The 18,973-nt window shown below is 43.7% G+C and carries 17 protein-coding genes; 5 read left to right on the forward strand and 12 right to left on the reverse strand.

The annotated features are described in order from the left end of the window. Window positions 1–58 precede the first annotated feature (58 nt). The 3 genes from L0G63_RS05170 to ychF form a co-directional block, all read right to left on the reverse strand. Window positions 59–1,477: a deoxyguanosinetriphosphate triphosphohydrolase gene (locus L0G63_RS05170; RefSeq protein ID WP_301449677.1), complete on the reverse strand. Its 1,419-nt coding sequence runs from the start codon at window positions 1,475–1,477 to the stop codon at window positions 59–61. Between the two features lie 78 nt (window positions 1,478–1,555). Next, window positions 1,556–2,092 carry a hypothetical protein gene (locus L0G63_RS05175; protein WP_301449678.1) on the reverse strand — a complete coding sequence of 179 codons (537 nt, stop codon included), beginning with the start codon at window positions 2,090–2,092 and terminating at the stop codon, window positions 1,556–1,558. Between the two features lie 186 nt (window positions 2,093–2,278). Beyond that, complete coding sequence (ychF, locus tag L0G63_RS05180; RefSeq protein ID WP_301449679.1) at window positions 2,279–3,370, reverse strand: redox-regulated ATPase YchF; 1,092 nt, start codon at window positions 3,368–3,370, stop codon at window positions 2,279–2,281. 443 nt (window positions 3,371–3,813) lie between these two features. Between ychF and L0G63_RS05185 the strand changes: the two genes are divergently transcribed. The 4 genes from L0G63_RS05185 (at window position 3,814) to L0G63_RS05200 (ending at window position 8,057) form a co-directional block, all read left to right on the forward strand. Continuing rightward, window positions 3,814–5,556, forward strand: coding sequence for an ATP-dependent helicase (locus L0G63_RS05185; protein WP_301449680.1), 1,743 nt, complete (start codon window positions 3,814–3,816; stop codon window positions 5,554–5,556). Window positions 5,557–5,708: 152 nt separating this feature from the next. Further along, entirely contained in the window at window positions 5,709–6,152 is a 444-nt protein-coding gene (locus L0G63_RS05190; protein ID WP_301449681.1) for a 3'-5' exonuclease, read from the forward strand. Window positions 6,153–6,416: 264 nt separating this feature from the next. Continuing rightward, the gene (locus tag L0G63_RS05195; RefSeq protein WP_160020936.1) at window positions 6,417–7,664 is read left to right on the forward strand and encodes an FAD-binding oxidoreductase; all 1,248 of its coding nucleotides are present in this window, start codon (window positions 6,417–6,419) and stop codon (window positions 7,662–7,664) included. A gap of 54 nt (window positions 7,665–7,718) precedes the next feature. After that, entirely contained in the window at window positions 7,719–8,057 is a 339-nt protein-coding gene (locus tag L0G63_RS05200; protein ID WP_367618354.1) for a RidA family protein, read from the forward strand. Between the two features lie 178 nt (window positions 8,058–8,235). Here the strand turns inward: L0G63_RS05200 and L0G63_RS05205 are convergent, their stop codons facing one another. Both L0G63_RS05205 and L0G63_RS05210 read right to left on the reverse strand, forming a co-directional pair. Then, window positions 8,236–8,361 (reverse strand): hypothetical protein, encoded by a 126-nt coding sequence (locus L0G63_RS05205; RefSeq protein WP_301449683.1) that lies wholly within the window; start codon window positions 8,359–8,361, stop codon window positions 8,236–8,238. Window positions 8,362–8,619: 258 nt separating this feature from the next. Next, window positions 8,620–9,120, reverse strand: coding sequence for a lactoylglutathione lyase family protein (locus tag L0G63_RS05210; protein ID WP_301449684.1), 501 nt, complete (start codon window positions 9,118–9,120; stop codon window positions 8,620–8,622). Window positions 9,121–9,227: 107 nt separating this feature from the next. Between L0G63_RS05210 and L0G63_RS05215 the strand changes: the two genes are divergently transcribed. Next, window positions 9,228–10,097 (forward strand): LysR family transcriptional regulator, encoded by an 870-nt coding sequence (locus L0G63_RS05215; RefSeq protein WP_301449685.1) that lies wholly within the window; start codon window positions 9,228–9,230, stop codon window positions 10,095–10,097. 100 nt (window positions 10,098–10,197) lie between these two features. On the opposite strand, the gene L0G63_RS05220 is transcribed toward L0G63_RS05215, so the two are convergent. The 7 genes from L0G63_RS05220 to ppsA form a co-directional block, all read right to left on the reverse strand. Next, entirely contained in the window at window positions 10,198–11,334 is a 1,137-nt protein-coding gene (locus L0G63_RS05220; protein WP_301449686.1) for a glycerate kinase, read from the reverse strand. Between the two features lie 39 nt (window positions 11,335–11,373). Continuing rightward, window positions 11,374–12,732: a GntP family permease gene (locus tag L0G63_RS05225; protein WP_301449687.1), complete on the reverse strand. Its 1,359-nt coding sequence runs from the start codon at window positions 12,730–12,732 to the stop codon at window positions 11,374–11,376. Between the two features lie 1,011 nt (window positions 12,733–13,743). Next, window positions 13,744–14,250: a 50S ribosomal protein L9 gene (gene rplI / locus L0G63_RS05230; RefSeq protein ID WP_301449688.1), complete on the reverse strand. Its 507-nt coding sequence runs from the start codon at window positions 14,248–14,250 to the stop codon at window positions 13,744–13,746. A gap of 20 nt (window positions 14,251–14,270) precedes the next feature. Then, window positions 14,271–14,501: a 30S ribosomal protein S18 gene (gene rpsR, locus L0G63_RS05235; RefSeq protein ID WP_010198808.1), complete on the reverse strand. Its 231-nt coding sequence runs from the start codon at window positions 14,499–14,501 to the stop codon at window positions 14,271–14,273. A 16-nt stretch (window positions 14,502–14,517) separates the two neighbouring features. Further along, a complete protein-coding gene (gene rpsF / locus L0G63_RS05240) occupies window positions 14,518–14,922 on the reverse strand; it encodes a 30S ribosomal protein S6 (RefSeq protein WP_301449689.1) in 405 nt (134 codons plus the stop codon). Between the two features lie 264 nt (window positions 14,923–15,186). Further along, window positions 15,187–16,158 (reverse strand): RDD family protein, encoded by a 972-nt coding sequence (locus L0G63_RS05245; RefSeq protein ID WP_301449690.1) that lies wholly within the window; start codon window positions 16,156–16,158, stop codon window positions 15,187–15,189. Between the two features lie 114 nt (window positions 16,159–16,272). After that, entirely contained in the window at window positions 16,273–18,654 is a 2,382-nt protein-coding gene (gene ppsA, locus L0G63_RS05250) for a phosphoenolpyruvate synthase (protein WP_301449691.1), read from the reverse strand. Window positions 18,655–18,973 lie beyond the last annotated feature (319 nt).

The raw sequence follows: 18,973 nt of genomic DNA on the forward strand, positions 1-18,973 counted from the left end.
TAAAAAATAGTCGCTGTCAGTGCCATGGTCGAATGTTCAACACGCCCTAATTAATCTTTTAAACCACCGTACCCCAGTGACCCTGCAGTTCTTGCGCTAGTCGATAGGCTTCGTGGTCATTCATGCCTGTTATAAAATCTAAAATATTCAATATATTGTGATAAACATTGTCTGATAATGCGCGGCGATGCTCATCTAAGTGTGGCTGTAGTAATCTTAACAGACTCTGTTGCTCAAACGACATAGATGATGACGTAGCCTCACTCGTCTCAGTCCCCGTCCAAGCCAGTGGTACAAAAGCATCCATTAGACGATGCAAGCATTGATTGGCCATTAGCTCCATTCTTACCTTGTTTGGATGATTAAATATTTTTTCGCGGGCCAATTGCTTGGCCTGCAAGATACCGTTTTGCACACTGGTGTTGCAATGGGCAAACAAGCTGCCTTGGAGTGTACCTGCCAGCAAGTCTTCACTATTGGCCACAAAAGCATCGGTGATCGTATTGACCAAGCGCATCATAGCGCGTGATCGCAAAGAGGCCAGACTCTGCCTGACTGACATATGCACAGGCAGGCTGACGCTATCAGGACGCTCGCCAATCAGCTCATAAAAAATCGTAGCCACCTCACTATAGGTTAGCATATTCAGATTAATACCATCTTCTAAATCTATCAGCGCATAGCAGATATCATCTGCAGCTTCTAACAGGTACGCCAACGGATGGCGTGCAAAGCCATCGTGATGTGTTGAGCGCGGCAAATGCAAACATGCTGCCAGCTCCTCTAACTGAGAGGTCTCGCTATAAAAGCAGCCGAATTTCTGTACATTATGGGCGTTGTCATCTGCATCATTGCTGTGAGTGGCAAGCCAAGGATATTTCATAAAAGCGCCTAGCGTTGCGCAGGTAAGACGCATTCCGCCTTTATCAGGATGATGCTCGTTACGTACCAATAACCGAAATCCTTGTGCATTGCCTTCATAAACTAGCAAGTCCAAGCGCTCATTGGGGTTTAATTTTTGTAGTATCGCTTGAGGGTTAGACTGCCGAAACCAGTCACGAATGGCGTACTCTCCAGCATGACCAAACGGCGGATTACCAATATCGTGAGCGAGGCAGGCTGCTTGTACAATTACGCCAATATCAGATGGCGAGACTCCTGCTAGTAAACCATTGCCTAGCTTATCATGGAGCTTTTCTGCGGTCATCATCCCTAAAGAGCGTCCAATAGAGGAGACCTCAAGCGAATGGGTCAGGCGAGTATGGATACCCAGCTGATTGGTCAATGGATGAACTTGGGTTTTTTGATTCAACTGCCTAAACGAGTGAGAGAATACCAGTCTGTCATAGTCTTTGTGAAACTGTGAGCGAGTACTTGTATTAGCGCCGTATTTTTTGGCAGCGCCAAGACGCTGTGGGTTGAGAAGATGAGACCATTGCGCAGTAGAAGACGACAAAGAGGTTGGGGTACTTAGCATATTGGAACATCCGAAACCAAGGGAGCCTCTAGCATAACAAAATAGAGCCGTTGGTACAGCCACTAAGCGCCATGGCAATTAAGATTTATGACAATCAAAAATTACCTCTTCCTCGTCGATAGGCACATCACTATTTAGTGTTTTGTTTAGCAAGGTTGCGTTGTCACCATCCACTTGCCATATAATGCCATGAGTGTCATCTAATCCAATATCACTTGTGTATATGGTTTTGTCAGTAAGGGCGTCGCTACCAGAGGCAGCTGTCAAATCGTATTCGATACCGTCAATAAGTAGGTGCGCGGTCTGCGGTGTGGTATCGGTATGATAGTAGACGCCGATAGTAGCAGTAGGCTCACAAGAGAATGGTGTGCTGTTGCTAGCGTGCTCAGAATGGTCGTGACCCTCATGATCATGTCCTTCGTGAACGTCCATGTCATTATGACTTTCATGGTCATGTCCTTCATGATCGTGTTCCATATCATCATGGGCTTCGTAATCATGCCCCTCATGGGCATGTTCATCGTGCTCTGCATGATTGTCTACGGTTGTCACATCTTCAGATGCTGCTGGCTCACCGTCTGTTTTTGGCTGACATCCTAACAATGAAACTGTCATAACACTGCCTACTATAGCAGCACTTGCAAATTTGGAAAAAGAGAAAAAGTCAGTCAAAGTATAAGCCCTCAAATAAGTAAAATAAAGATATGTTATAATATAACAAAAGGATAATAAAATAAAGCCGATGCTGGAAAATATCCAACATCGGCTGATTAGCTATCAGACAGTATTGACTAGCTAAAGCTACACGTTAAATCTAAAGTGCATGACATCGCCATCTTGAACGATATAGGTTTTGCCTTCTAGGCGTGACTTACCAGCGGCAGCGGCGCCTTTTTCACCGTTGTATTCGATGAAATCATCATAAGCGATCACTTCAGCACGGATAAAACCACGCTCAAAGTCAGTATGAATCACGCCAGCGGCTTGCGGTGCCGTCGCGCCAACTGCGACTGTCCATGCACGGACTTCTTTGACACCAGCGGTGAAGTAAGTCTGCATATCAAGTAAGTCATAGCCACCGCGAATCACTTGATCAAGACCAGCCTCTTCCATGTCCATTTCAGCCAAAAAGTCTTTTTTGTCTTCTTCATCAAGCTGGGCAATTTCAGCTTCGATTTGGTTGCATAGAGGAATGACGATAGACTCTTCCCCCGTGGCATAGTCACGAACAGCGTCGAGATAGGGGTTGTTTTCAAAACCATCTTCAGAGACGTTGGCGATATACATGGTTGGCTTTAGGGTGATGAGGCCGTAGCTACGGATGAGTTTTTTCTCATCAGCGTCTAGATTGGCCGCGCGCGCCGCTTTACCTTCTGCTAATAATGGCCCAATCTTTTTGAACACATCCAGCATGGCGCTAGCGTCTTTGTCACCGCCTTTGGCTTTTTTGGTCAAGTTCAGTATCGCGCGTTCAACCGCTTCTAAATCTGCCAATGCCAACTCAGTATTGATGGTTTCGATATCATCGATTGGGCTGACGCGACCATCGACGTGTACCACATTGTCATCATCAAAACAGCGAACGACGTGGGCAATCGCATCAGTTTCGCGGATGTTGGCGAGGAACTGGTTGCCCATGCCTTCGCCTTTTGACGCGCCTGCCACCAAACCTGCGATGTCTACAAACTCCATCGTCGTTGGCAATACGCGCTCAGGATTAACGATATCAGCCAATTTCTTTAGGCGTGGATCTGGTACTGGTACGATACCGGTGTTGGGATCTTTGGTACAAAACGGAAAGTTTTCAGCGGCGATACCCGCTTTGGTCAACGCATTAAACAAGGTGGATTTACCCACGTTTGGTAGGCCGACGATGCCGCAATTAAAACCCATAACATTCTCTCAATGTATTAATAAAATAGTTGGTACTGAGTGACTATCAGACTGGTCATACAAGTCGTCCAAACCTACGCTTGTATAAACTCAGCCCACTTACAGTATCAGTCAAATAGACAATTAAAATTGGGCACATTGTAGCAAATTTACGGGAATAGGGGTGAGGTTGTTACTTTATATGCTAAGGTTTTTATTCAGCGTTGTTGGGTGTTTTTCTACTAAGGCTCAGATAGGTTAAACGCTGAAAAATGAATACGATTGGTCTTTCCTTATTTAGATAAGTTGTATTCGATTTGGTATTCAGTATTTTTTGCTATAGTACGTTATCATAGATAAATAGTGGCATTAGCTCACAAGCAGTCAGTACAATTTGCTGATTGGAATAATTTTTTTCAAACAATCAGCTCGCTCCAAAACACAATGTAAGGCAATATCCGATAATGACAACTTCGATTTTTGATACACGCCGCTATAAATATCCACAAAACTTCCTTGAGATGAAGCCCAAACTTGCTCGACTTGAGCAGGCCATCAAAAAGCTCGAAACAAACCTCATCGATGCTAATGTTCAAGCAAATACGAAGCTGTTGACGCAAAGGTTGGATAGTCATTTGGGATTGAAGGTCGACTATGCCAGTGAGCTCAATCCCGATCAGCTCATGGCTGCCACCACTAGCGAAGGTAAAGTGTTGGTGATTGCGGGTGCAGGATCGGGTAAAACCAAAACCTTGACCTATCGCACCAGCTATTTACTAGAAAATGGCGTGTCGCCCAAAGAGATTTTGCTATTAACCTTTACTCGTAAAGCGGCAAATGAAATCAAAGATCGCGCTAAATCTTTGCTGGCAAGTAGTCTTTCAAATCAAGAGCTATCTGATGACGCATTGGCTGAAGATAAGCTACCAACAGATAAAGCATTAAACAGTATCACCAGTGGCACCTTTCACTCATTTTGCAATATGCTGCTGCGCCAATACTCTGGTCTGCTCGGTATCAATCCACGATTTACGATTTTAGATACTGGCGATAGTGAGGATGCTATCGACTTGGTACATAAAGAAAAAAAGTATCCTACCCAAACCAAAACCCAAGCCTTTCCGCGCAAAAAAACATTGCAAAATATCATTTCAACCTCTAGAAACAGACGCATTCCTATTCGCGACCTAATAGAAAGTAGCTATCCTGATATCGCCGTACATATTCCTATCATCGAGCAATTAGCAATTGATTTTCATGAGTATAAGCGCGCCAATCACTTATACGATTTTGACGACATTATCAGTCAAGTGGTACGTCATCTAAAAACCAATGAGACCTTTAGGCAGCGACTTCAAAACACGTATCGTTATGTCATGGTTGATGAATATCAAGACACCAATATTCCGCAAAAGCAGCTAATTGACTTAATATGTGAGCCTGATTCGGTGTCACTAATGGTCGTTGGCGATGACAATCAAAGCATCTATGCCTTTCGCGGTGCTAATTACGAAAATATTTTGCTATTTGGTGAGACGTATCCCAATGCCAAACTTATCAAGCTTGAGCAAAATTATCGCAGTACACCTTCGGTACTAAACTATATCAACGCGTTGTCAGCGCAAATCACGCTAGGCTATCAAAAGCAGCTGTATTCTGATGCGCCAATAGCAGGCGACAAGCCAATATTTCGACGACTCAGCGATGAGACAAAAGAAGCGAGTTATATCATTGATAAGATAGTCGCGCTCAAGCCTGAGTATGATTATAACGACTTTGCGGTATTGTGCCGCACGTCTTTTCAGTCCAATTATGTACAGCTAGAATTTATGGCGCGCAATATTCCCTTCATCGTGGTGGGCGGTATCAAGTTTATTGAAAGACGCCATATCAAAGACGTGTTGGCTTTTGTCAAAGTTCTCTATAACCCGAACGATACGATTGCTTGGCATCGTATTTTAACTTTGTTTAAAGGGGTAGGCGCAGTCACGGCGACGCGCTTAACCCAAGCCATCACCGCTGACAATAATGCGTTTGAGTCGCTACTGGCAGCATCGTTTGCCAAAAAAAGCGATCAGCTAAAGCCTCTATATCACACGCTTACCAAGGCCCAGCAAGCAGAAACGGTTGAGGCAGCCATTGAGCATATTCTTGAGTTTTATATCCGGTGGTGTTCTAAAAAGTATGCTGGCGATAAAAGTCAATAAAAGATCTATGCTAAGTTATCTGATTCTATAGGGCTTTCAAGGCTTCAAAAATTGTTCAAATTTTAATCAGCATACTTTTTAACACACCACCTTATATCCCTGTGTTAAAGTTGATAGAAGACAACTGGCGTGAGCGTAGCGAGGACTTTCGGGTGCTAAAAAATTTAGCGACAGAGCACACGAGCCTCGATAGCTTTTTAGAAAATCTTGCGCTCGATCCGCCCAATGACTCGGTTGCTGTCATGGGAAGCGCTGACGATGGACAAAGTAATGATAAAGTCACGATCTCAACCATTCATAGTGCTAAGGGGCTTGAATGGCCAGTGGTGTTCGTTAACTCGTTGGTCGATGGCATCACGCCGCATCATCGTTCATTAGATGGCTTTGAAGCATTAGAAGAAGAGCGTAAGCTGTTCTATGTGGCCTGTAGTCGTGCAAAAACGCAGCTGTATCTGACCGCGCCGAATTACTTCTCTAGTTACTCTGGATACTTTGATATGGCCTCACGCTTTATTGCGGAGCTATCGGCTGACGAGGTAACAGTAGAGACGGTAAAATCGCCTATCAAGAAAAATGATGACCCAATATGGTGGTGATTTTTTGAGGATATTGATGGTATCTATCATACTAGGTTTTAGTGTGTATTTTGCGGATTTTGGTAGTCCAATAATGGCTTGATACGCCAACTATTCCTTTTGAAAATGACCTACAAATAAAGGTATAGCCAAAAGTATTTAATAGCAAAAATATTTTTCAGATAAGGGTTTAATATTGAGCACAATGCGTTACTATGACCACCTAATTCTGTTAGACCTTTATATTTGATACTCTGTATTAACACCCTAAGAAAAGGATAGGTTATGCGCTACGAAGTGATCGTTATCGGTGCAGGTATGGTTGGCACGTCAATCGCGTGGCATCTACAAAAAAATAACTCAAACGTATTACTCTTAGACAAGAAATTGCCAGGGTCAGAGACCTCATATGGTAATGCCGGTTTGATTCAGCGCGAAGCGATTCATACGCATCCTTTTCCTCGTCAGCTGACAGAGATGATCCGAGTATTACCTAACCAAGGTACTGATATTCGTTATCGTATTCCAGCTATTCTGCGTTATCACCAAGCGCTGCTACAGTACTGGAAATACTCAACGCCTGCGTCAGTCAAAAAAATCGAATCTGAGTGGCAGACCTTGATTGAGCATTGTACCAGTGAGCACCAAACCATGATTAGCGCCTCTGGTGCTGATGAGCTCATTACTCGTGATGGTTGGCTACAATTGCATCGCTCAGAAGAGACTTTCAAAGAAGCGCAAGCATCCGCCATTGATGCACGTAATCAAGGGGTTGAGCACAATGTATTGAACCTTGAACAACTAAAAGCAATGGAGCCTCGCGCCAATTTTGACGGTTTCGTTGGTGCTATTCATTGGTTGAATTCATGGCAGGTATCAAACCCAAGCTCGCTGGTAAAAGCCTATGCAAAAAACTTCCAAGACATGCAAGGTACGATCAAAGAAAACGATGTCAAAGAAATCGTCAAAGAGGCGGATGGCTGGAAAATCATCACTGACAAAGATACCTATTATAGTGATAAATTGGTCATCGCAGCAGGCCCTTGGTCAAATGATTTGATCAGACCACTTGGTTACAATCTGCCATTGTTCCCAATGCGTGGCTATCATCAGCATTTCAAAGTGACAGACAAGAATACAATCCATCACAGTATGTTTGATATGGATAAAGGGTTTGTCATGGGGCCAATGCAGCAGGGTATCCGTATCACTACGGGCGCTGAGATGACTACCATGAATGCGCCAAAGAATTTTGGTCAATTACAAACGGTATTGAAGCTTGCAAGAAAAATTTTGCCATTAGAAGATGCGGTTGAGAGTGAAGCATGGGCAGGATCGCGTCCTTGTATGCCTGACATGAAGCCCGTCATCGGTCCTGCTGATAAGCATGACAAGCTCTGGTTCGCATTTGGTCACAGCCATCAAGGCTTCACTTTGGGACCAATGACAGGCCGTCTGGTTGAAGAGATGATTCATAATAAGCCAGCATTGGTCGATTTAGCGCCATTTAGCGCTCAGCGTTTTTCTAACTAAGCGCGACTTGACTGACTAAACACAGATTCAAATTAATAAAAAGGTATAGACATGATTAAGAAGCTACATAGCAATCAGCGCATGAGCAAAACCGTAATCCATAACCAGACGATCTATTTGTGTGGTCAGGTCGGTAATGTAGAAGACGATATCAAAGCACAAACGTTGACGTGTTTGGAAAAAATCCAAACGCTATTAGAAGAAGTGGGCAGCGACAAATCAAAGCTACTATCAGTCACCGTTTGGATCAAAGACATGGCGGATTTTGCTGCTATGAATGAAGTCTATGACCAGTGGTTTGAAGGCATACAGCCACCAGCGCGCGCTTGCGGCGAATCAGCATTGGCACGTCCTGAGCTATTGGTTGAGATGATTGCCATCGCTGCTGAGTAATAAGCGGCTCGTAGTACTTGTATCAAACATAAATGAAAAAGGCCATGATAGCGATATCATGGCCTTTTCTATGCGTAGCAATAAGCCAACTCGATTATTGAAAAGGAATATGCTAGCTTTTTAATCCAAGCACGCGCCGTATAACGTCAGCGAAGCAATACAATGATTATTATAGGAATTAGCATTCTTTCCATACCGCTTGGCGTTTCTCAATAAAAGCATCAATCCCTTTACCCACATCGTCTGCCATCATATTACCCGTCATGACCTCACTGGCATAGTCATAAGCGTCTTCGACACTCATATCCAGCTGCTTATAAAACATACAGAAGGTCATCTCTATCTAGAGTGGTGCCTAATTGAGTCATTTATCATCCTTGATAATGGGTTGGTTTATAGTTTTATATATAGCTGACTAAATAGTAGCATGGCTCATATTCTATACAATAGATGGAGCACATAGAAAGCGCATAAAAAAATAGCGCACTCAGGTGAGGAGTACGCTATTGGTTTTTCAGTTAAATATAAGCTAAATTCATACTAAGCTGTATTTATACTGAACCTAGTATGCGCCTTCACTATAGATAAGCTCGTAGCTGTGGCTATAAATCTCGACGATGTTGCCGAACGGGTCTTCCATATAGATCATGCGATATGGCTTTTCGCCAGGGTAGTAGTAGCGTGGTTTTTCCATACGTTTTTTGCCACCTGCGGCAACCATACGCTCAGCCAGCGCTTCAACGTTTGGATCTTGGACGCAGAAGTGAAAAATACCTGTTTTCCAGTATTCAAAGTTATTTTCAGGGTTTTCCTGATTTTTAAATTCAAAAATCTCAACACCGATACGGTCACCAGTGGAGAGGTGAGCGATCCGAAAGCGGCCCCAACCAGCACCGAATACTTCAGTACACATCTCACCAATCGGGCTGTCATCTTCAACAATCTCAGTAGGCTCCATGATGGTGTACCAACCCATCACGTCAGTATAAAATTTTACGGCGGCATCTAAGTCAGGGACTGAAAGACCGATGTGCGAAAAGCTTCGTGGATAAACATTGTTCATAGCTTGTGCTCCTGTTTGCTGTACTCTTGTTTAACGTGAGGCCAGTATACAAACGCATTGTCATTATGTAAAATTATCAAATATTATAAAAATAAGTATAAAAAGTAATGATTAATGTCACATGGCTACGAACTTTTTGTACGCTTGCCGAAGTTGGGCATTTTACTCGTACCGCTGAACGTCTATATATGACGCAGTCTGGTGTGAGCCAACACATACGTAAGCTAGAGGAGAAGCTGGATACGGACTTGTTAATTCGACAAGGAAAGCAGTTCTCATTGACCAATGCAGGTGAGCAGCTCTATAGGGAGGCAGACGAGATATTACAGCGTCTATCTAATTTGGAGCAGCGCATCGGTGAAGATCCGCCTAACGAAGGGCTAGTACGGTTGATGTCACCGGGTAGTGTGGGACTCAAGCTATATCCGCAGCTTTTGACCTTACAGCAACAGCATCCAAAGCTAGTGATTGATTATCGCTTTGCCCCCAATGCTGATATTGAGCAGGCATTGGCAAATCACGAGATCGATATTGGTTTTATGACGGATATCTCAGATGATGTCACCGTCAGTTGCACGCCTATGGCTCAAGAAGCATTGGTACTCGTAACCCCTGCGGCAACAGCAGCGCCAAGTTGGGAGCAGCTTGCCGAGCTTGGATTTATCGATCATCCAGATGGGGCGCATCATGCCAGCATGCTACTGACTGCCAATTATGAGCAATTTGAACATATTAACGATTTTGAGAAAAAAGGCTTCTCTAATCAGATTGGTCTAATTTTAGAGCCAGTCAGCAGAGGAATAGGCTTTACGGTCTTGCCAGCACATGCGGTGGCTGCTTATCCAAAGCCTGAGCTGATTAATAGTCATCATTTACCAGTTGCCGTTAGTGAGACGCTATATCTGGCAGTCAGACGACAACAGGCGCCCGCCAATAGAATGCTGACAGTCATTGATGAAATTAAAAAGTGGTTATAGGGGTTTTGAGAATAAAAGCACACGGCACAGCTATTGAGGGTGTGGTAGCTGTGCCGTGATTATGAGCAGATATGATAAATATATGGCTGTTAGAGCACGACTATTTTAAGTGTTGTCCAAGTTTGATACTCGCGGCGATATTCACCGCAGTCGTCTCAATGTTGTTGTAAGCGGAGCCTAATACGTTATCGATCGTGTCTATTTTTTGGATACTTGGCATCACAACATTGAACTGACTGGTCTGAGCAGGTTTTAGTCCGTCAACACTGCCGCAGATAGCGATGACTGGGGTACGGCTGGCCTGAGCAATTTGACTGATACCACCAGCGACCTTACCCATGGCGGTTTGTGCATCGAGCTTGCCTTCACCTGTGATGACAAGATCAGCCTCTGCGATATGCTGTGACAGGTGAGCCACTTCGGCAACCGTATCAAAGCCTGACTTTAGCTGAGCGTCAAAGAACGTCATCATCGCATAGCCAAGACCGCCTGCCGCGCCTGCGCCTTCAACATGCTGACAGTCTTCGTAACCATGATTGCCGCAGACAGTTGCAAAGTGACTGAGCGCTTTATCCAAAGTATTGACTTGTTCTGGACAAGCACCTTTTTGCGGGCCAAACACGGCGCTGGCCCCAAGCAGACCACAGAGCGGATTGGTCACATCACAAGCAACCTCAAATACTGTGTCTGATATCTTTGCGTGAAAGTTAGTATTATCGAGTTTGTGCAGGCTGGCGAGGGCACCGCCGCCATGAGTGAGCAGACTGTCATTGATATCATGAAAGGTGATCCCGAGGGCCATTAGCATACCAAGACCTGCATCATTGGTTGCGCTACCGCCCAGACCAATGACAATACGCTTAGCACCTTCTGCTAACGCATCTTCGATCAGCTCACCAACGCCATAAGTGCTAGCAACGATAGGATTACGCTCATCGGCTGTTAGTAGGTGCAACCCGCAGGCTTGGGCAACTTCAATAACCGCCGTCGCATTGGGCAATAACAAATACTTGGCGATGATTGGTCTCATCAATGGATCATGCACTCTGACTTCTTTCCAGCGCCCACCCAAGACATAAGACAATACCGCTGAGGTGCCTTCACCGCCATCCGCCATCGGCAATAATTTGTAATCAGCATCTAGAAACACTTGGCTAAAACCAGATTGAATGGCGTGGCAAACATCGAGTGCTTCTAGGCTTTCTTTAAACGAGTCAGGGGCGATCAAAATTTTCATGAATGTCTCTTTATATCTTTTTGGATAAATGCTAGCGCCTTAGATAAATACTAGGGTTAACAGCCAGATGAATACGATGCTAGTCACCCCTTGAATACCAGTGGCCATTGAGTGCGCTTTGTACGCTTGTGCCACGCTCATGCGACTAAACTGACTCACGATCCAAAAGAAGCTGTCATTGGCGTGAGAGATCGTCATGGCACCGGCACCAATTGCCATCACGCAGAATACACGGCCAAGTTCACTGTCCAAGCCAATTTGGTTCAATAGTGGGGCAACCATTGCAGAGGTTGTGACCAATGCCACCGTGGTTGAGCCTTGTGCTGTTTTTAGCGCAGCAGAGACGATAAATGGCATAAAGATACCTAAACCCAAGGCCGATAACGTTGAACCTAGATAATCGCCAATTGGTGTGACTTTTAGCATGGCACCAAATGCGCCGCCAGCACCAGTAATCAGTAGGATAGGGGCGGCCACTACCAAGCCTTGTGAGATACTGTCACTGATTTGCTGCGTTTTTTGCTCTGAATCAATCAATAAAAACGATAAAAACAAACCAATCAACAATGCAGTCAGTGGATTACCGATGAATATCAAAACCTCTGCCAGCATGCCACTACCGAACGGCGCACTTGGGAAATTGGCAACCGAAGACAGACAAATTAATATGATAGGCACAATAATCGGTAAAAAAGCCATTGTTGCTGAAGGCAGTTTGCTGTAGTCATCGCGTGTTTTTATGCCTTCAGGTAGGGTCGCTGCTTGAGCATCTGTGGCATTGATATTGTCTGGCGTGGCATTAAGAAAGCGATTCGACCACCACCAACCGGCCAATACGGCAACAGCCGTGACAACCACACCGACCATGATAACCAAGCCTAAGTTTGACTCTAGTCCTAAATTACCTGCCGCCGCGATTGGACCTGGAGTTGGCGGTACGAAGGTATGAGTGGCGTATAGGCCAGTAGCTAAGGCAATGCTCATCGACACACTAGAGACGTGCAGACGTTCTGCTAAAGACTCTTTTAAAGAGTTTAAGATAATGTAGCCAGAATCACAAAATACAGGCACTGAAACCACTGCACCAACGATAGACATGGTCAAGGTAGGAAAGCGCGGCCCCAATACATTGATGACTGACTCTGCCATCACAATAGCAGCCCCTGTTTTTTCAAGGATTAAGCCAATAATCGTACCAAACACAATCACAAGACCGATGTAGCCTAGAATCCCACCAAATCCGTCAGAGATTGTCTTTGCAACAGTGTTGAGCGGTACTTGGTAAAAAAGGGCAACCAAAAAAGCAGACAAAATCAACACCAAAAAAGGATGCCACTTGAGTTTTGCGGTTGCGAAAATAATAAAAAGAATGGTCAGCACAAGCCAAAATACAATCATCACTGTCTCAATATGGTTTATATCTTAATGGGTTATCGATGCAGATACAGTCAATCTTGTATAAGCCATATACAATGTCAGATTCACTCAGCCGACATAAACACTTGCGCGCGCTTTATGTGCAAATGAGCTATTTTAAACTCACTATAACCATCAATAACAGTACGAAATTTTGAAGGGGCATATTTTATAGTAAATAGGCGCTATTAGGAAACACCTTTGGCAAAGAGAGGCTGTTTATTGAATGATGATATAAAAATCTGCCAGTAATGAGGACGTCTTTCAGACGCTAAGAGTGGCTTATAAAATTGCTTGGAACGACCTTTTTAACCAAAAAGGACTGATCATGATAGTGAGCAGTCCTTGAAGACATTGCTGATTCCATCGATATTATAATTTTATGATGAGATGGTTCTACAAGCAATGAGGTTAAGCGATTTTATCAAAAAAAGCTTTATTGTTGGTGGCTGTCATAGAATCAAAGCTTACATAAATACCTTCATCATCTAGTGTCGCATACTAGTGATCACCATCGCCGCTGGTGAGTATTTGGAAGTATTTATCGTTAACGATTCTACCTACCGTATAAATCTCTCCCTCTGAATAAAAGTCGTTGCCCTTGATACAAAGTAACTTGTCGTCGGTGTTTATTTCATCAGTGTTGGTCATATTAAAGTACTCTATCAATGAATAGTATAAGAATAGAAAAACCTTTCTACTCGTTATGATGAATACAATTATATAGATAGTATCTTGTTGGTTGGTATAGCATTTTTAAGTGAGTTGTTGCAAATGGTTACTGCAAGATATCGTGTTGGCAACTGATACTGTGGTCAGATTTTGACTAAATTACACAGCCTTGCTACATTTAGAACAAGAGCCAACCAAGTAAGTCTATGTTAGCTAAAACGACGAGAGATATTAATCTGCCCATATATAAAATTCCCATAAAAAAAGCCAGCAACAAAAGGTTGCTGGCTTTTTTTAGACTGAATCTAATTATTTAGAAGATTACTCTTCAGAATAATCTTCTTCAGCTTCTTCTTCGTCAGCTACATCTTCATTGTTACCATCTTCAGAAAGAATGGTCACTAAGATGCTAGCAGTCACGTCATGGTGTAGCTGAATATCAACATTGTATTCGCCAACTTGACGTAGCGTGCCTTCAGGCAGCTTGATTTCAGCACGGTCAACTTCTAGACCTGAGTTAGTCAATGCTTCAGCGATATCGCGAGTACCGATAGAGCCAAATAGCTTGCCTTCGTCACCTGATTTAGCACGCATGATAACATTAACGTCAGTTAGTGCATCAGCACGCTCTTGAGCAGTAGCGATTTCTTTTGCTTCTTCAGCTTCAAGCTCAGCACGACGTGCTTCGAACTTTTCAATGTTAGCTTTGGTCGCAGGTAGCGCTTTGCCCTGAGGGATAAGAAAGTTACGTCCGTAACCTGGTTTTACATCGACAGTTTCACCGAGTTTACCAAGGTTGACGATACGCTGTAACAAAATAATTTGCATGAGTCATTCCTAGTTAGCGGTTAACCTTGATGGTTATCAGTGTATGGAAGTAGCGATAAATAACGAGCTTGCTTGATAGCAGTCGCTAGTTGACGCTGATATTTTGTAGACGTACCAGTAATACGGCTTGGTACGATTTTACCATTATCACTAATGTACTGTTTTAGCAATTCAACATCTTTATAATCGATGTGAGTGATGCCTTCAGCAGTGAAACGGCAGAATTTGCGACGGCGATAGAAACGTGCCATGAGTATTCTCCTTTAATTAGTCTTCACTGTTGTCGTTGTCGCCATTATCGTTTTCACGATTGTCTGGACGACGAGTAGTTGCTTTGCGTGCGCGTTTTTCATCGGCATTCTTGGCTAACTGCGACTCTTCAGTGACAGCTTCGTCACGGCGCATAACTAGACTACGAATGATCGCGTCGTTATAACGGAATAATTCTTCAAGTTCTGCCAAAGTCTCGCCGTCAGTTTCAATGTTGAAAAGAACGTAGTGAGCTTTGTGAATCTTGTTGATTGGATATGCCAATTGACGACGGCCCCAATCTTCTAGACGATGGATAACACCGTTGTTGTCTTGAACTAACTTGATGTAGCGCTCAACCATGCCAACCACTTGGTCGCTTTGGTCTGGGTGTACAAGTAACACCAGTTCGTAATGTCGCATTATGACTCCTTACGGATTAGTAGCTATTAACCCTATGTTAATAGCAAGGAGATTTATAAGGTAAACCCAAATTCTCAAAATATAATGAAAAATAAGCTTAGTTTATAAAGCGCCGTATTATAGCAGCACTTGGCGATTAACACAAAGGGTAATCACCAAGCGGCTGCCAATAAGATATAAAAAGGTGGAAAATAAGCGTTGCTCAATAAAAATGCTGCGATCTTGCGCAGCGTTTTTATCTGAAACAATGTGGTGAATAAAATATTATTCAGACTTCGATTTTTTGACCAGTTGGCTACTGTCTGCTTTGACGACTAATGTTTTAGCCAGTTTGTCATGCCAGCCAATATTTTTAGGGTTTTTTGATGCCATGTAATAATGGATGGTTAAAGGTAGTAATAGTATCGGCCATGTAGTACATAAAGGGACGTAAATTAGTGATAGTAAGAAAGTACGTATTATAACTAATCTGAGAAAAGAAGGCAGGCGATGATGAGTCTGATCTACAACACGAATCCCCGTAATTATTTTACCTAAAGACTGACCTCGTAAGATAATAAAGAGTAATTGCAAAGCGATAAGACCGAATACCATGACATTCGACATTAGCTGTGTCGCTTTCGGAATGCGTTCTGATAAAGTTGCCGAGTATTGAAGTGCTGCATCTATACTTTGAAAGCTTGTAGGTATGTCGCCTAAGTTTCTCATAGCCAACATTAATGGTAAGAATGCCATTATCAATAGCAGCCAATCAATAGCCGTTGCCAATACGCGTGACATAATCGGCGCAAGTACCACATCACCAATGACTTTATCATTATCTGCGACCGTCTTTTTGAGAGCAGTTTTGTTTAATGACACATTGTTGTGCGGTGTTTGATGACGGTTGGTTGTCATGTCTGCTTTGACATTCTTTGAACGCTCAGGCTTGCCATACAATCTATCTAGCGATACTGACTTGTCGTCTTTAGTAGTAAAATTCGTATCTTCAGGGAAGACGGTGACGTTATTAATGATGGAGTCATTAGTTTCAGGACTGCCTGAATGAGTCGGCCGATAAACTGTCTGGTTATTGGTCACATTACCGAGGCGCTGCCACTGATCTAAGCCTTCATGCCAGATTAAATCATCAAGCAATACTTCGCCTGATGCCAGCATAATATTAAGCTGCTCCAAATTGTATGGACCAGCTTGTACGTTATTTCGAGCAAGGAAAATCTGCATAGTTGCCTGCATAGTTAGTCATGTCTTAAGACATTATATTAGGGTCTATTTGAAAAAATCAAATAGACCCTAATAGTCGTATCTTTAATGACTGTGTGAGTTACCGCTGCGACTAAACGTAACGGTCTACTTTTCTTCGCCAGCTAGGAAGAACCAAGTATCTAGAACAGAATCAGGGTTTAGTGATACTGAGCTGATACCTTGTTCCATTAACCAGAACGCTAGATCTGGATGGTCTGATGGACCCTGACCACAAATACCAACGTATTTGTTTTGCTTACGGCAGGCATCAATGGCCATCTTTAACAGTTTCTTCACAGCAGGATCACGCTCATCAAATAGGTGTGAGACGATACCTGAGTCACGATCAAGACCGAGCGTCAACTGAGTCAAATCGTTAGAACCAATTGAGAAGCCATCAAAGTACTCTAAGAACTCTTCTGCGAGTAACGCGTTGGTTGGAAGCTCGCACATCATGATGACACGCAGCCCGTTCTCACCACGTTTTAGACCGTTTTTCTCAAGCAACTCGATCACTTGGGCAGCTTCGTCAGTCGTGCGAACGAATGGAATCATGATCTCGATGTTGGTCAAGCCCATCTCATCACGTACGCGCTTTAGGGCTCTACACTCAAGCTCAAAACAGTCACGGAAGTTGTCAGAGACGTAACGGCTAGCACCGCGGAAACCAAGCATGGGGTTTTCTTCTGATGGCTCATATAGCTTACCACCAAGCAAGTTAGCATATTCGTTTGATTTGAAATCTGACATACGAACGATAACTGGCTGATCCATAAAGGCAACGGCTAGGGTTGAGATACCTTCGACCAATTTGTCCACATAGAAGTCAACTGGTGAGGCATAGCCTGCGATACGCTCTTGGATGGCCTGTGCGATCTCACGTGGCAAGCTATTCATGTTTAGCAGCGCTTTTGGATGCACACCGATCATACGGTTGATGATGAACTCTAAACGCGCAAGGCCGATACCTTCGTTTGGCATTTGGGTGAATGAGAAGGCGCGATCTGGGTTACCAACGTTCATCATGACTTTGAATGCAAGCTCTGGCATAGACTCAACCGAGTTGGTTTGTACTTCAAAGTCGATCTGACCTTCGTAGATAAAGCCTGTATCGCCTTCAGCACAAGATGCAGTCACGTCTTGACCGTCGACCAATAGCTCAGTGGCGTTACCACAACCAACGATAGCTGGCACGCCAAGCTCACGAGCAATGATAGCCGCGTGACAGGTACGACCACCACGGTTGGTGATAATGGCAGACGCGCGCTTCATGACGGGCTCCCAATCTGGATCAGTCATATCTGATACAAGTATGTCGCCTTCTTCTACTTTGTCCATCTCGTTTAAGTTGCTAACGATACGTACTTTACCTGAACCGATACGCTGGCCGATTGAACGACCTTCACACAATACTTTTGCGCCAGTCGTGTCGATAACATAACGCTCCATGACATTGCTGTCTTGGCGGCTCTTAACAGTCTCAGGACGTGCTTGAACGATAAAGATCTCACCGCTATCGCCGTCTTTTGCCCATTCGATATCCATTGCATGACCATAATGCTGCTCAATGGTTACTGCTTGCTTGGCAAGTGAGATCAGCTCTTCGGTAGTCAAAGAGAACTGCATGCGATCTTGTTTTTCAACATCAACGGTTTTTACTGATTTTGCGGTACTGCCTTCATCACCATAAACCATTTTCTTGTGCTTGCTGCCTAGGTTACGGCGAATCACTGACGGCTTACCATTAGCGAGCAATTTCTTTGAGATATAAAATTCGTCTGGGTTGACCGCGCCTTGTACAACCATTTCGCCAAGACCATAGCTTGAGGTAATGAAGACCACTTGATCAAAGCCGCTTTCGGTATCAAGCGTGAACATAACACCAGCCGCACCAGTCTCTGAGCGCACCATACGCTGTACGGCAGCGGACAATGCAACGCCTTCGTGCTCAAAACCTTTGTGTACACGGTAAGAGATCGCACGATCGTTATATAAAGAGGCAAACACTTCTTTAATGGCAATTAGGATGTTATCAATACCGCGAATGTTCAAGAAGGTTTCTTGTTGGCCAGCAAATGAAGCATCTGGCAAATCTTCAGCGGTGGCAGAAGAGCGTACCGCAACTGCGATGTCTTCGCCACCACTCATGGTTTCGAACGCTTGACGTACTTCTTGCTCAAGATCGCTTGGCAATTCTTGCTCAATAATCCAAGTACGGATCTTTTTACCAGTCGCCGCAAGCTTATTAACATCATTGACATCCAATGTGTTTAGCTCGTTGTTGATTTTTTCTAATAAGCCTGTTTCTGTCAAAAAGCGATTGAATGCGTTTGATGTGGTGGCAAAGCCGCCTGGAACACTGACACCCAAATCAGAAAGATGACTGATCATCTCGCCTAGTGAGGCGTTCTTGCCGCCAACCATTTCAATGTCGTCTTTTCCTAGCTGATCAAGATTGATTACAAGTGCTGTAGATTGCGCTGCCATGATAACTCCAGAAAATAAGGTTATTTAGTAAGGATTATAACGGTGAATTATACCGCCATATTAAGAGGATTTCGAGGGGTTTGACCAAAAAACTTGTTAAAAATACACAAATTGTAGGATTTGCTACACAGAGTAAGGCCAGTTTCTCGCTATCTTACCTGCAGCAAGATAAAAAAATATCAAGAGCGAGCAGAATAATAGGTGACAAAAGAAGCCACTCCATCTATAAATAGATGCGCTTGAAATGCTTGCCAACAAATGACTTGTGCGCTTTATGCCTTATATGTGACAGGTGGTTATAAAAAGCGCTTGCTGATAG

This window comes from Psychrobacter sp. (genome assembly GCF_030454045.1).
Lineage (GTDB): Bacteria > Pseudomonadota > Gammaproteobacteria > Pseudomonadales > Moraxellaceae > Psychrobacter.